At 59.9% G+C, this 13,417-nt stretch carries 15 protein-coding genes; 7 read left to right on the top strand and 8 right to left on the bottom strand.

Annotation, left to right across the window (positions count from 1 at the left end; translation table 11 throughout):
• Positions 1–56 precede the first annotated feature (56 nt).
• Positions 57–1,403 carry a dicarboxylate/amino acid:cation symporter gene (locus tag C5J26_RS16530; protein WP_371681924.1) on the top strand — a complete coding sequence of 449 codons (1,347 nt, stop codon included), beginning with the start codon at positions 57–59 and terminating at the stop codon, positions 1,401–1,403.
• A gap of 97 nt (positions 1,404–1,500) precedes the next feature.
• On the opposite strand, the gene C5J26_RS16525 is transcribed toward C5J26_RS16530, so the two are convergent.
• The 4 genes from C5J26_RS16525 to C5J26_RS16510 all read right to left on the bottom strand — a co-directional run bounded on the left by C5J26_RS16525 (position 1,501) and on the right by C5J26_RS16510 (position 3,523).
• A complete protein-coding gene (locus C5J26_RS16525; protein WP_046605889.1) occupies positions 1,501–1,722 on the bottom strand; it encodes a hypothetical protein in 222 nt (73 codons plus the stop codon).
• A gap of 228 nt (positions 1,723–1,950) precedes the next feature.
• Complete coding sequence (locus tag C5J26_RS16520) at positions 1,951–2,967, bottom strand: sensor histidine kinase (RefSeq protein ID WP_245441187.1); 1,017 nt, start codon at positions 2,965–2,967, stop codon at positions 1,951–1,953.
• Positions 2,964–3,188 (bottom strand): hypothetical protein, encoded by a 225-nt coding sequence (locus tag C5J26_RS16515; RefSeq protein ID WP_105402738.1) that lies wholly within the window; start codon positions 3,186–3,188, stop codon positions 2,964–2,966. Before C5J26_RS16515 ends, C5J26_RS16520 begins: the two co-directional genes overlap by 4 nt.
• A gap of 125 nt (positions 3,189–3,313) precedes the next feature.
• Entirely contained in the window at positions 3,314–3,523 is a 210-nt protein-coding gene (locus tag C5J26_RS16510) for a cold-shock protein (RefSeq protein ID WP_046632143.1), read from the bottom strand.
• Between the two features lie 350 nt (positions 3,524–3,873).
• Here C5J26_RS16510 and C5J26_RS16505 point away from each other — a divergent pair, with 350 nt between their 5' ends.
• The 4 genes from C5J26_RS16505 to C5J26_RS16490 all read left to right on the top strand — a co-directional run bounded on the left by C5J26_RS16505 (position 3,874) and on the right by C5J26_RS16490 (position 7,102).
• The gene (locus C5J26_RS16505; RefSeq protein WP_105402737.1) at positions 3,874–4,482 is read left to right on the top strand and encodes a J domain-containing protein; all 609 of its coding nucleotides are present in this window, start codon (positions 3,874–3,876) and stop codon (positions 4,480–4,482) included.
• A 188-nt stretch (positions 4,483–4,670) separates the two neighbouring features.
• Positions 4,671–4,967: a co-chaperone GroES gene (groES, locus tag C5J26_RS16500; RefSeq protein ID WP_037079031.1), complete on the top strand. Its 297-nt coding sequence runs from the start codon at positions 4,671–4,673 to the stop codon at positions 4,965–4,967.
• Positions 4,968–5,032: 65 nt separating this feature from the next.
• Positions 5,033–6,664: a chaperonin GroEL gene (gene groL, locus C5J26_RS16495; RefSeq protein WP_105402736.1), complete on the top strand. Its 1,632-nt coding sequence runs from the start codon at positions 5,033–5,035 to the stop codon at positions 6,662–6,664.
• 174 nt (positions 6,665–6,838) lie between these two features.
• Complete coding sequence (locus tag C5J26_RS16490) at positions 6,839–7,102, top strand: hypothetical protein (protein ID WP_105402735.1); 264 nt, start codon at positions 6,839–6,841, stop codon at positions 7,100–7,102.
• Positions 7,103–7,226: 124 nt separating this feature from the next.
• Here the strand turns inward: C5J26_RS16490 and C5J26_RS16485 are convergent, their stop codons facing one another.
• Entirely contained in the window at positions 7,227–7,529 is a 303-nt protein-coding gene (locus C5J26_RS16485) for a YkgJ family cysteine cluster protein (RefSeq protein ID WP_105402734.1), read from the bottom strand.
• 189 nt (positions 7,530–7,718) lie between these two features.
• Here C5J26_RS16485 and C5J26_RS16480 point away from each other — a divergent pair, with 189 nt between their 5' ends.
• Positions 7,719–8,684, top strand: coding sequence for a magnesium and cobalt transport protein CorA (locus C5J26_RS16480; RefSeq protein ID WP_105402733.1), 966 nt, complete (start codon positions 7,719–7,721; stop codon positions 8,682–8,684).
• A 33-nt stretch (positions 8,685–8,717) separates the two neighbouring features.
• Here C5J26_RS16480 and C5J26_RS16475 read toward each other — a convergent pair whose 3' ends face one another.
• The 3 genes from C5J26_RS16475 to pstS form a co-directional block, all read right to left on the bottom strand.
• Positions 8,718–9,755, bottom strand: coding sequence for a DUF808 domain-containing protein (locus C5J26_RS16475; protein WP_105402732.1), 1,038 nt, complete (start codon positions 9,753–9,755; stop codon positions 8,718–8,720).
• 120 nt (positions 9,756–9,875) lie between these two features.
• The gene (locus C5J26_RS16470; RefSeq protein WP_105402731.1) at positions 9,876–11,609 is read right to left on the bottom strand and encodes a Na/Pi cotransporter family protein; all 1,734 of its coding nucleotides are present in this window, start codon (positions 11,607–11,609) and stop codon (positions 9,876–9,878) included.
• 100 nt (positions 11,610–11,709) lie between these two features.
• On the bottom strand, positions 11,710–12,795 hold the full coding sequence (gene pstS / locus C5J26_RS16465; protein ID WP_105402730.1) for a phosphate ABC transporter substrate-binding protein PstS: 1,086 nt from the start codon (positions 12,793–12,795) through the stop codon (positions 11,710–11,712).
• A gap of 300 nt (positions 12,796–13,095) precedes the next feature.
• Here pstS and C5J26_RS16460 point away from each other — a divergent pair, with 300 nt between their 5' ends.
• Positions 13,096–13,299: a cold-shock protein gene (locus C5J26_RS16460; protein WP_037079265.1), complete on the top strand. Its 204-nt coding sequence runs from the start codon at positions 13,096–13,098 to the stop codon at positions 13,297–13,299.
• Positions 13,300–13,417 lie beyond the last annotated feature (118 nt).

Raw genomic sequence — 13,417 nt, 5'->3', positions numbered from 1 at the left:
CACACCTGCAGCAACAGTAACGCCGCCGCCCCGGGAGGCCAATTGGTTGGGGCGCCATGGAGGACATGATGAACGCAACGATCTCCGATGTGCCAACGCACGACAAACTTCCTTTCTACCGCCACCTTTATTTTCAGGTTCTCGTGGCAATTGCCGCCGGCATCCTGCTCGGTCATTTCTACCCGGATGTCGGCGCGTCGCTGAAGCCGCTCGGCGATGCCTTCATCAAGCTGGTGAAGATGATTATCCCGCCGGTGATCTTCCTGACGGTGGCAACCGGTATCGCCGGCATGGCCGACCTGCAGAAGGTCGGGCGTGTCGCGGGCAAGGCGATGATCTACTTTTTGGCCTTTTCGACGCTTGCGCTCGCCGTTGGCCTCCTCGTCTCGAATGTCGTCCAGCCCGGCGCCGGCATGCACATAGATCCGGCCACGCTCGACGCCAAGGCAGTGGCGACCTATACGGCGAAGGCCCATGACGCCACGATCACCGGCTTTCTGATGAACATCATCCCGGACACGATCGTCGGCGCCTTCGCACAGGGCGATATCCTGCAGGTGCTGTTCTTCTCGGTTCTGTTCGGCATCGCACTTGGCATGGTCGGCGACCGCGGCCGTCCCGTTCTCGATTTCCTGCAGGCATTGACCGCGCCGATCTTCCGTCTCGTGACCATCCTGATGAAGGCGGCCCCGATCGGCGCTTTCGGCGCCATGGCTTTTACCATCGGCAAATACGGCATCGGTTCGATTGCCAATCTTGCCATGCTGATCGGCACTTTCTATCTCACCTCGCTCCTGTTCGTTCTGGTCGTCCTTGGTGCCGTCGCCCGATACAACGGCTTCTCGATCATCTCGCTTATCCGCTACATCAAGGAAGAACTGCTGCTTGTGCTTGGCACTTCCTCGTCAGAAGCGGCATTGCCCGGCCTGATGGCCAAGATGGAACGCGCCGGCTGCACGCGCTCGGTGGTTGGGCTGGTTATTCCGACCGGCTATTCCTTCAATCTCGACGGCACCAACATCTATATGACGCTTGCCGCGCTCTTCATCGCCCAGGCGACCGACACGCCGATCACACTCGGCGACCAGGTCCTGCTGCTGCTGGTCGCGATGCTGAGCTCGAAAGGAGCTGCAGGCATTACCGGCGCCGGCTTCATCACCCTGGCGGCGACCCTTTCGGTCGTTCCCTCCGTGCCTGTCGCCGGCATGGCGCTGATCCTCGGCATTGATCGTTTCATGTCGGAATGCCGGGCGCTCACCAACCTGATCGGCAATGCGGTCGCGACCGTCGTTGTCGCGCGCTGGGAAAACGAGCTGGACCGGACACAGTTTGCAGCCGCCATGGCAGGCGGCGCCGACGCCGAAAACGCGGTATTGATACCGTCGGGCCAGCCTGCCGAATAATCGCCTGTTTCTATCGCAGCCGAAGAAAGGTCGCTGGCCAGCCGGCGGCCTTTCCCGTTTCCGTAGAACACACGTGTGTCTCGGGATAAGCGCGGCTCTATTCTTCAGGCACGCCTTCGAGCAGACCGTCATACACCTCGATGAGTGCATTGGTGATGGCCTGCCCCAGCGCGTTGCCGGCGACGCGTAGCTCGTCCTCCGTGCCGCTCCGCGAAGCGTTGGCCAGGTCGAAACCCTGTTCGCTGACGATCTGCTTGGCCACTTCGATGGCCCAGAGCCCGAAGTCGCCGCGATTGTCTATCTTGATCGAGTCATCCATCGCGATCTGCCTGTTGCTGAACCTGGCTTCTATATCGCCTCGGCAATGATGGCCAGCATCTATCCGCATAGTATTCAAGCGGCCCGAAAGAAACGGCCCAAGGATTATCAGCTGGTTGGATATTCTGGACAGCCGGCCAAATCGCCGCGTTTCCGCAGTTCATCAATGAAAGGGTCAAATATGAGAAGGCACCGACGCTGCAGTGCAGGCGTTTCCGTTCATTGAAGGCTAGAGCGACAGTCGAACGCCATCGATGCGCAGGGTCACGAGCAACCCTTCCATAGACCATACGTGCTCGAGGGCGCCGCCAAGATGGCCAGCCAGCGTGCGGCGGAGAAGCTTACTCCCATATCCGCCAGGCCCCTCAGGCGCGCTGACTTCAGGCCCCCCTCTCTCCGTCCAGCGAATTTCGACGTCATCCCCAACCATCGTACCCGAGACATCGAGCGTGCCTTCCGACACCGATAGCGCGCCATACTTCAAGGCGTTGGTTGCCAGTTCGTGGACGACGAGCGCCAGACCCGTCGCAGCCGCCTGGCCGACGCCGAGACGCGGAACGGCTACTCTGATTCTTCCGGCAAAAGCTCCATCGTCGTCATAGGGAGCGAGCAAAACGGTAAAGATGTCCCCGAGAAGCGCGGCATCGCCCTGGCCGCTCGGTAACGGCCGAACAAGATCGTGCGCCCGGCCGAGTGCGGTCAGCCGGTTGGTCAGCTGCTTCGTCATGTCTTCGATGGATGCAGAGGATCGTGAGGTAATCAGAGTGAGGCCCGACGCGATGGCAAGCAGGTTCTTGACCCGGTGGCTCATTTCGCCCGCAAGGAGTTCATGGCTTTCTTCGGCCTGCTTTCGCCCCGTGACGTCCAGAAAAATACCCGTCATCGCCCGGTTCTTGATGCCCGCATCACTGCCTTGTCCCCGCGCCGATACCCATCGCACGTCCGATCCCACGAGGATGCGGAAGTCGATCTCGTAAGGGCCGATCACAGCGCGTGTCGCGACAAAGGCTGCCCTCACCCGGTCCCTGTCGGCCGGATGTATTTTCTCGGACAGGTGCTCGAAGGTCAGGGCAACATCGTGCGTGACGTTCCAGAGAGTAAAGCCGTGACCGTCCATAACGAAGCGGTCAGTATCCACGTTCCAGGACCATAGGGCCACGCCCGCCGCATGGATTGCGCTGCGCAATTGCTCCAATCCCCATTCGGGATGTTCGGCGGGGCGACTCTCGGTCACGGCGTTGCTCACACCTGTCTCTGTTTCGCGCGCTTCGCGAGCGCGATGGCGAGCGCTGCATTTCGATCGCGCTCCTCCCTGGCAAGGCGGGCTTCGCGAAGACGCAGGGTCTTCGCCTCCCGTACCTGCGCGACATAATCCAGCTCTTCGACCGCGTGGTCGCGCGCGAAGAACTGCGATTGAACCTGGTCAAAGGCCATTTCGGCCTGCTGCCGGGTCTTGCTGTGCGTCATGACGGCTCCTGTTTGCAAACTATGCAGGATCGAAAACAAAAAGGCCGGACATGATGCCCGGCCCTTAAAAAATCAGCTTCCAGCGGTGCCAGTACATCCGTGGTCAAAGCGGAAGCCGCTTTTGGTTAGGCAGCCTGCAGGTTGCAAGCCGACATCTTGCCGGACTTTGCGTCGCGTTCGAGTTCGTAGCCGATCTTCTGGCCCTCGACGATTTCCCGCATTCCGGCGCGCTCGACGGCAGAAATGTGTACGAACGCATCAGCGCCGCCGTTGTCAGGCTGAATGAAGCCGAAGCCCTTGGTGGAATTGAACCATTTAACTGTGCCTGTGGTCATGATGATGAACCCTTTCAAAGCAAGATTGAGTGACCCCAGAGCCAAAGCCCTGCGGATAGTGATAGCGATTGATTTTGAAAGGGAAGTTCGTCAGGCGCGGTGCCAATCGCGCGGAAACCAAAGTTCAGCAAGCAAAAGATCGATAAACCGTAAATAGAGGCTATCTGCCCGTGAGTCAACTTTTAGTTTGGACGTCTCGGTGAATTTGCGTCCCGGCACAGCAAAAGGGCTCTCACAGGTGGACCTCAGCCCGCTCGGCTGGGCGCAGAACTGCCGCAGCAACGGACTGCTCTGTGGTTGGCCTGTCCATACTCCTTGCCTGCTGGCGCAGGACCGCCATATAAGGCGCGATGACGTCTGATTCAAAGATATTTGTCGGCCTACGGTCGATCCGCAAAAAACCGGCTCCGCACCACGAACCCAACCATCCGAAATGCCAGTGGGACGGATGCGAAAAGGGTGGCACTCATCGCGCTCCTGTCGGGCGGGATGCCGAAGGGCTTTATCTGCTGTTCTGTCCTGAGCATGTAAAGGAATATGGCAAAGGTTATAACTTTGCGCCAAACCTCTCCGACCCGTTGATCGCGCGCTATCAGAGGGAAGCGGCAAGCGGCAGCCGCCCGACCTGGGGCACCGGTATCAAAAAAGCCTCGGAGATGCCGCTCCCCTCCATGGCCCGCTCCGGTTCCGCAAAGGCGACGAACGCACGCAAAAGCGCTGCACAACGCCAGGCCGCAAACGTGGATCTTCAGCGACGCAAGCTCAAGGTACTGGAAGCCAAGGCTTTCGAGACGCTTGGCCTTTCACCGGATGCAACGCCGGAGGAGATCAGAAGCCGCTACAAGCAAAGGCTCAAGATGCATCATCCGGACGCGAACCATGGAGAGCGCAACTCGGAGGATCAGCTTCAGGCGTCGATCGACGCCCATAAGATCCTCAAGCTCAACGGCTTTTGCTAAATACGCGGCGGCGACCCGCTGGCGGTCTCGATGTCGGCCGCCCGTCCCCTGGCGAAGAGAGCCAGCGTCGCCGCCGATGCCGGATCACCACCAAGGCACGAATGGCGCTAGCACTCCTGGCATAAGAGTGCTAAGGATATCCGATCGGGAACCCGCCATTGGGCTGCGCTCTCGCTAAGGAACCCAAAATGAACAATACCAATTTTCGGCCGTTGCACGACCGTGTCGTCGTGCGCCGTATCGAGGCTGAAGCCAAGACCAAGGGCGGCATCATCATTCCCGACACCGCCAAGGAAAAACCGCAGGAAGGCGAGATCGTCGCCGTCGGCACCGGCACCCGCGACGAGAGCGGCAAGATCGTTCCCCTCGATGTCAAGGCAGGCGATCGCATCCTGTTCGGCAAGTGGTCCGGCACCGAGATCAAGTTCAATGGCGAAGACCTGTTGATCATGAAGGAAGCAGACGTCATGGGCGTCATCGCCTGATCTTCGGCCGCTTCCTTATTTCCTTTTGACGAAGACCATGGGGCCAACGGCCCGGGAGTTTTTCCATGTCTGCCAAACAGATCAAATTCGGCCGTGATGCACGCGAGAAGCTGCTGCGCGGCGTCGATATTCTCGCCGACGCAGTGAAGGTGACGCTCGGTCCGAAGGGCCGCAACGTCGTGATCGACAAATCCTACGGCGCACCGCGGATCACCAAGGACGGCGTTACCGTCGCCAAGGAGATCGAACTTGACGACAAGTTCGAGAACATGGGTGCCCAGATGGTCCGCGAAGTTGCTTCGAAGACCAACGACATCGCCGGCGACGGCACCACGACCGCGACCGTTCTTGCCCAGGCGATCGTTCGCGAAGGCGGCAAGGCCGTTGCAGCCGGCATGAACCCGATGGACCTGAAGCGCGGCATCGACCTCGCCGTTACCGCCGTCGTGAAGGACCTGCTTGCCAAGGCCAAGAAGATCAACACCTCGGAAGAGATTGCCCAGGTCGGCACCATCTCGGCCAATGGCGAGAAGGAAATAGGCCAGTATATCGCCGACGCGATGCAGAAGGTCGGCAACGAAGGCGTGATTACCGTCGAAGAAGCCAAGACCGCCGAAACCGAACTCGAAGTCGTCGAAGGCATGCAGTTCGACCGCGGCTACCTGTCGCCCTACTTCGTCACCAATGCCGAAAAGATGGTGGCTGAGCTGGAAGATGCCTACGTGCTGCTGCACGAAAAGAAGCTCTCCAACCTGCAGGCCATGCTTCCTATCCTGGAAGCCGTCGTCCAGAGCGGCAAGCCGTTGCTGATCATTTCCGAGGACGTCGAAGGCGAAGCCCTTGCGACGCTCGTCGTCAACAAGCTGCGTGGCGGCCTCAAGATCGCTGCCGTCAAGGCTCCGGGCTTCGGCGACCGCCGCAAGGCCATGCTGGAGGATCTTGCGATCCTGACCGGCGGCACCGTGATCTCCGAAGACCTCGGCATCAAGCTCGAGAACGTCACGCTCGAGATGCTCGGCCGCGCCAAGAAGGTCTCGATTACCAAGGAGAACACCACCGTCGTCGATGGTGCAGGCACCAAGGCGGATATTGACGGGCGCATCGCCCAGATCAAGGCTCAGATCGAGGAAACCACTTCCGACTACGACCGTGAGAAGCTGCAGGAACGTCTGGCCAAGCTCGCTGGCGGCGTTGCCGTGATCCGCGTCGGCGGCTCGACGGAAATCGAAGTCAAGGAAAAGAAGGACCGCATCGACGACGCCCTCAATGCAACGCGTGCAGCGGTCGAAGAAGGAATCGTGCCTGGCGGCGGCACGGCCCTGCTTCGCGCCTCGATCGTTCTCGACATCAAGGGCGAGAATGACGATCAGAATGCCGGGATCAGCATCATCCGCAAGGCCTTGCAGTCCCTGGTTCGCCAGATTGCCGAGAATGCCGGTGGCGAAGGCTCGATCGTGGTCGGCAAGATCCTGGAAAGCGATACCGACAACTTCGGTTATAACGCCCAGACCGGCGAATTTGGCGACATGATCACCATGGGCATCGTCGATCCGGTCAAGGTCGTTCGCACGGCCCTGCAGAACGCGGCTTCGGTTGCCGGCCTGCTGGTGACGACGGAAGCCATGATTGCCGACCTGCCCAAGAAGGATGCTGCTGGCGGCATGCCTGACATGGGCGGCATGGGCGGCATGATGTAAACGGGTTCCCATCGGGAACTCGATCACGTCTTCTGCTATGAAGGGCTCCGATCGATCGGGGCCCTTCGTTCGTATAGGCAGAAAAATATCGATGGGCCGCCCTGGTGGCGGCGGACGCGGCCTGGGCCGCAGTATCTGCCAGCCGCTCAGGCTGCAGCATAAGATGAGGGTCAAATGGTTGTATTGAACAGGCCGCGCAGTTCCGAACCCTATCCGGACAGGGATATCGGTTGCCAGGAAGCCCTTGAGCAAGTCTTTCTTCAGCTTGCAAAGGGACTGACGCCGGACGATATCGTGGCGACGGCTGGCGGCAATCTGCCGCCAGTGTTGGCCGGCCTTGCAAAACGCGCCGAAAACGTCGGCTGGAACCTGGAGGAAGCGGAAACCGCCATCAGCGAACTGGCACAGAACCTGCTGGATGACATGTCGCAGATGTAGGTTTTTGGCGATTCAGGACCGATCCGTATCCCTACGCCTCGGGGGATCGACCGGTGAACCACCTGAGACGCGGTGAATAGTCTGCATCCGATCGCCAGGGGCGGGACAGAAATGTCAGCGAACTCTACGCGGAATTCAATGCGAAAGCGTCACGCGCCATCAAGCAGGCATCGTCTCCCGGAAGGCATTCGCGACAAACGTCAGGCCTGATCTCGTAGACCATGCAGGATGTGCCGACGCCGACCTGCCCTGACAATGCAGAACAACGGGATCCTTCACAACGCATTCCTCCTTCATCCGCAGCGACGAAACGTGCCGGCAACAGATCGAGGGCGGCTTCGCTTTCCATGGAAAATCGTGGCCAATCGGCGGAAAACGAACAGCACGCACCGCATGACTGGCAATCAAAATCGTTCGATAAGGTCATCACCGTCTCATATCACGGCGCCGACCGAAACTCCACAAAGGTGCGCCACACGTGATGATACCTGACCACGATCCGGCAAACCCGGCGGTCGGTGTCGCATAGTCACAAAAAGGTCGTGAGATTGCGGGTATCACAGCGCAAGGCATGCCCCGAAGGGCGCCGCATGATCATGGTAATCCAGGAGGCTGCATGAGCGTCGCCGCATCTTTTCTCTATCGCGACGGCCGGCGAGTCGAGGCCGTGCCGTTCGACGAGGCGGCGATCCCGGCAATGGACAACGAATTCGTGTGGATCGGCCTGCACAAGCCCACCCGCGACGACCTTTTGATGCTGCAAAGCCGTTTTGGCCTGCACGAACTCTCGATCGCCGACGCGCTCAGTCCGCTGCAGATGCCGAAGCTCAGCGTCTATGACGATCAGTTGTTCGTCATCGCGAAGACGGCGCAGCTGGAAGCCGACCATATCACCTATGGGGAAACAGCGATTTTCGTCGGCAAGCGCTATATCATAACGGTCCGCAATGGCTCGGAGCGCGGACATCAAGAGCTGCGCGGCAGGCTGGAAACATCGCCGCAGACGCTATGCCATGGCACCGACTATATCCTGCACGCCATTCTCGATTTCATTATCGACGGCTATCTTCCCATTGTGCGCACGATCGAGGATTCCGTGCTCGACATGGAAAGAAAGATGCTCGATGCGTTTCTGGACCGCAACCAGATCAAGCGCATTTTCAAGCTGCGGCGGGAAATCATCCTGTTTCAGCGGGTGCTGGACGCAATGCTCGACCTTTGCGGAAAGCTCTATCACCTCGATTTGCCGTCGCTTGACAGGGAAGCCAAGCCCTATTTCCGGGACGCACTGCAGCACATGCACCGCGTCGAAACGATGGTCGCAAGCTTGCGCGACGTGATCACGTCGGTTTTCGAGGCGAGCAATCTGCTGGAACAGCAAAGACAAGGCACGATCACGCGGCAACTGGCGGCCTGGGCCGCCATTCTCGCGGTTCCGACGGCGATCGCCGGCATCTACGGCATGAATTTCGACAATATGCCGGAGCTGAAAACCAGCTACGGCTATTTCGTCGTTTTGGCAGTCATCGCCGTCATGTGCATCGCGCTTTTCATCCGGTTCAAGCGCGCTCGCTGGATCTGACGCCTTCACGATGCCGCGCCGTCCACCTATCGATCATTGCTGCCGATGAACTTTCTTCTGGTCCGCCAATGCCTCCTTGCGCCGGCGACGCGGTAGGAGCGATTTGAAATAGCGCCACATCGGCGAGATAACGTAGCCTGCGACCGGGATCGTGATAAAGCCGAGGACGATACCGACGATGCCCGCTCCTGCCGCCTCGACGATCCAGCGCAGCACGGAGGGCAGAACGGGGATCGCATGCGCGGTCACCTCCCCGGCATCATGGATCAGATGTGCAAGGCCAGCGAGACCATAAGCCTCAAGGCCGTGGACGATGATGCCGCCGCCGACCCAGATCATCGCGGCCGTTCCCACGATACCCAGCATTTTCAGGAAATACGGCATGCCGGTGACAAGCCCTCGTCCGATGGCGCGCACGAACGGCCCCACGGGCGGCGCCGTCTGCGCACGCGCCATCATCAGGCCCAGATCGTCGGCCTTCACGATCAACCCCACGCCACCATAAACCATGGCCGTTATGCTCAATCCCACGGCCGCAAGGATAAAGGCCTGCGTGATGACGCTGCCTGACGGCACCGCGGCGAGCGTAATGGCCATGATTTCGGCCGACAGGATGAAATCCGTCTTGATCGCGCCGGCAACCTTCTCGTCTTCGAGCGACTGGGCGCCGAAACTTGCCGTTTCAAGGGCCGTTTCATGGGTGTGAGCAGCATGCGGCAGCAGCATTTCGTAGATTTTCTCCACACCCTCGTAACAGAGGTAGAGTCCACCGATCATCAGCAGCGGCGTGATGGCCTGGGGTGCCGCCAGGCTTAAGACGAGCGCGGCGGGGAGCAGGATCAGAAGCTTGTTCTTCAGCGAACCGAGCGCGATCTTGCCGATGATCGGCAATTCGCGTTCCGCCGAAAATCCGGTCACATAGCGGGGCGTGACCGCCGCATCGTCGATGACGACGCCTGCCGCTTTCGCACCGGCCTTGGCCGCCTGTCCGGCGATATCGTCGAGCGATGCGGCGGCCATTTTCGCCAAGGCCGCGACATCGTCAAGAAGGGCGATCAAGCCAACGCTCATTCGAGCCTCCGTGGGTTAAGAGATTGCGCAGCGGCAACGGGTAGCCGTCATCCCTTAACGCGAGGACGTGGCATCTTCTATCGCGAAGATGCCACGTGCAGATCTCGACGGCAATGTCCGTTACTCGGCCGGCATCGGACTGAACCCGCCCTCGTTGCTGACGGGACGAGCCTGTTCGTCTCGCTTGCGCGGCACGCGCGACAGGATGCTTTGCCGGTTCACAGACTTGCGCTCCGCATCGATCCGGTGGATCAGGATCTGCGCCCGTTCGATCGAACCGAGCAGCGCGAGGATGGTGCCGCGTTCCGCAGCGCCGGCATTGGGTCCGAGCGCCAGCGTGCGGGCACGCAGTTCCTCGACATCGGGAAGGCTGACATGGCCGGCGGGCATATCCGGACGGGCGACGCCGTGATCGGGCATGATTTCCTGCAGGGCAGTCCCCAGCTTGTTCAACGCGACATCGACGATCGCCTGGGCCTGGCTGCTGAACTTTTCACGCCTTACCCGCCGGGCGACCTGATGCATCGATTCCGTCAGGGCCGCGGTAAAATCCGCCTCCTCGATCAGGCTTGCCACGAGATCGAGCTGCTCGTAGGGCAAGTCCTCCTTCATCAGCGAAGCGGTATAATCGCGAATATCGCGGCTGAGGATATCGGTGGCGAGATAGTGTTCGCCCGGATCGGACGGTGCCGACTTGGCGGAACGGGCGATGTCCAGGAACATGGCGCCGGCCTGAAGATGCCGAGCGGTTTCCTTCTGCACTGCCGGAACCGCAAGGGCAAAGTTGCCGGCAAGCTTGCGGTCGAGGAATTTCGGTGTCGAGTAATCCTCCGCATCCCCGGAATCTGTGCGGCCGATCCGCGACAGGATCCGGTCGAATACGCCGACGAAGGGAAACAGCAGCGCCGTGTTGAAGACGTTGAAGAACGTTGAATAGAGACCGACGGCCACGGGAACCAGCGGAAACGTTTCCTTGCCCTCGATGACGACGGCGACACCCGGATCGCCACCGAACCATTGCATCGCCCATGCCAGCACATCGATCGAGACGAAGAACAACGGTACGGTGATGCAGACGCCGATAATGTTGAAGGACATATGCGCATAGGCGGCGCGTTTGGCATTCTTCGAAAGATTGAGGGAGGCGATCCACGAGGTGATCGTGGTCCCCAGATCGGCACCCAATGAGAAGGCAACCGCCGTCGTCCAATCGAGGACGCCGGCCGCGCCGAGACCCATGACGATCCCGATCGTCGCGGACGAGGAATGGATCATCGCGGTGACGCCGGCGGCGATCAGCACGCATTTGATCAGGTTATAATAGGAGTCCGCCGTCAACGTCGACAGAACGGCCATGACCTCGGGTATGTTGCGCAGAGGACGAAGGCCACCTGTCATCAGATTGAGGCCATAAAAGATCAGCGCGAAACCCATGCAGGCCAGTGCGATGTTGCGCACCTTCTCGCTCTTGGCAAAACAATAGACCAGCGAGAACGTGCCGGCGAAGATCAGACCGAGGGGACCAAGCGGCAGGGCGATCAGGCCGTTTCCAAGGGTCGTGCCGATGTTGGCACCCATGATGACACTGATGGCCGGCCGCAGGCCGACGACGCCCGCATTCACAAGGCCGACGACCATGACAGTCATGGCCGTGGAGGATTGAATGACGCCGGTGATGACCGTGCCGGCAATTACGCCCTTGATCGGCGTCCCCGCAGCCTTGGCGAGGAACGCCCGCATCTTGTTGACGGAGAGTGCCTGGATGCCGTTCGACATGAACTCGAGACCAAGCATGAAAATGCCTAGGCCGCCGATGACGGGAACCAGGATATCCTTAAAGATATCAATATTCATAACGCCTAACCCCTTTTGACGCCGTGGCGGCACGATGCAATGAGGCCTTTCGCAACCGGCCGGAGCCCGGAGTGAAAAACCTGGCTACGAAAGCACCAGCCTATTGGCTGGCGGCAGTGTCCTTCTTCAGCCAGTACTTGACGATCTGGCTGACCATTTGCGGCGTCACGGGCACGTAGCCCAGCGCCTCGGCGTCCTTGCCACCGTTCTCGAATGCGAGGCGGAAGAAGTCTTGAACCCGCCCGAACCTGTTCGGTCCTATTTTCCTGGAAACGACTGCGAACGTTGCCCCGGCGATCGGATAGGCGCCCTCCGCCGGCTGGTCGGTCAACGACACGGCGAAATCTTTCGCTTCATCCCAGGAGGCCGCGCTGGCGGCGGCCCGCACACCTTCCGGCCCCGGCGTCACGAACTTGCCCGCCTTGTTGCCGATGGCCGCGTAGGGGAGATTTGCCCGTTTCACCTGACCGAAATCGGCATAAGCGATGGCGCCCTTGGTCGCCTGCACGGCGCGTATGAGATCCTGGGTGCCCTCAACGGAGGCTCCGACGGGCCACTTGATCAGGGTATCCGCACCATGGGTCGCCTTCCATTCCGGGCTGACGGACGACAGATACTCCGTGAAGATAAAGGTGGTACCCGAGCCGTCCTTGCGCGTGACGGCGCTGATCGCCAAGTCGGGAAACGCGATATTGGGGTTTGCGGCCTTGATCGCAGGATCGGCCCAGGACTTGATCTTTCCCAGATAGATGTCGGCAAGAACAGGTCCGGTAAGGTTGATCCCGCTTTTCTCGATCCCGTCGAGATTGACGGCGACAGCCACGCTGCCGAGCACGATCGGGAACTGCTGACGACCATGCTTTGCCAGCTCCTCATGCGAAACAGGCACATCCGACGCAGCAAAATCGAGTTCCGGCTGGTCGAGGCGCATCAGGCCGGCCAGGGAGCCCACCAGCTCGTAGTCGACGGTCCAGTCCGGCGAACTGAAATCGCCGTCGTCCATGCGCGCCTTCTCGTAGTTCTCGGCCCATCTGGCGATGATTGGCGCAGCAAAGGTCGATCCAGCCCCGCGGATCGGATCGGCCGTGACCACTGTTGGGCAAAGCACCAGAGCGATGGCGATGAGCCCGCAAAGATGGGCGGCGGCCGCACTCAGTCCCCGCATCTGTCGAAAGAAACGTTCCATCGGTTATTTCCCTCATGGCCGTTATCTGCATCCAACCGAATGGCCCGACGGCCGGACATAATCATTCCGCAGCGAGTTGCCCCGCCCCATGCACCATCCGAAAAGATATCCCGGGAATTTAGGTATTTACCTTTGTTAACATCCTGATGACGGCTCACATCCGACGAGCTCGGCCTGGCCGCCAAGCGCGCAACAAAGCCCCTCTACCTAACAACGAAGGCGCTCACGCCTTGAAAGCGGGAAGAATGCGCTATAGGCTCCCGCTTGCGGCAACGGCCGTGCAAAAAATCAGGAGCCTTCATGCCTACCGGTACTGTCAAATTTTTCAACGAAGACAAAGGGTTTGGCTTCATCACGCCCGAGAATGGTGGAGCCGATGTGTTTGTGCATGTCTCTGCACTGGAACGAGGCGGATCTTTGAGAGAGGGACAAAAGGTAAGCTATGAGCTAGGCCAGGACCGCAAGACCGGAAAATCAAAAGCCGAAAACGTCAGCGCCCTTTAATCGGCAATGCGCGTTTAAACTACAAAACGGGGTCGAGCCGAAAAGGCGAAACCAGTGAGATGCCGGCGCATCAAATGACAGCCGCCGGCCTCTCCCACCGTTCGTCGTGATTGCCTTC

The sequence above is a fragment of the Neorhizobium sp. T7_12 genome, from assembly GCF_002968535.1.
In the GTDB taxonomy this organism is placed as follows: Bacteria; Pseudomonadota; Alphaproteobacteria; order Rhizobiales; family Rhizobiaceae; genus Neorhizobium; species Neorhizobium tomejilense.
Note: the sequence above shows the minus strand (reverse complement) of the source record. Positions and strands in the feature narration are given on the sequence as shown.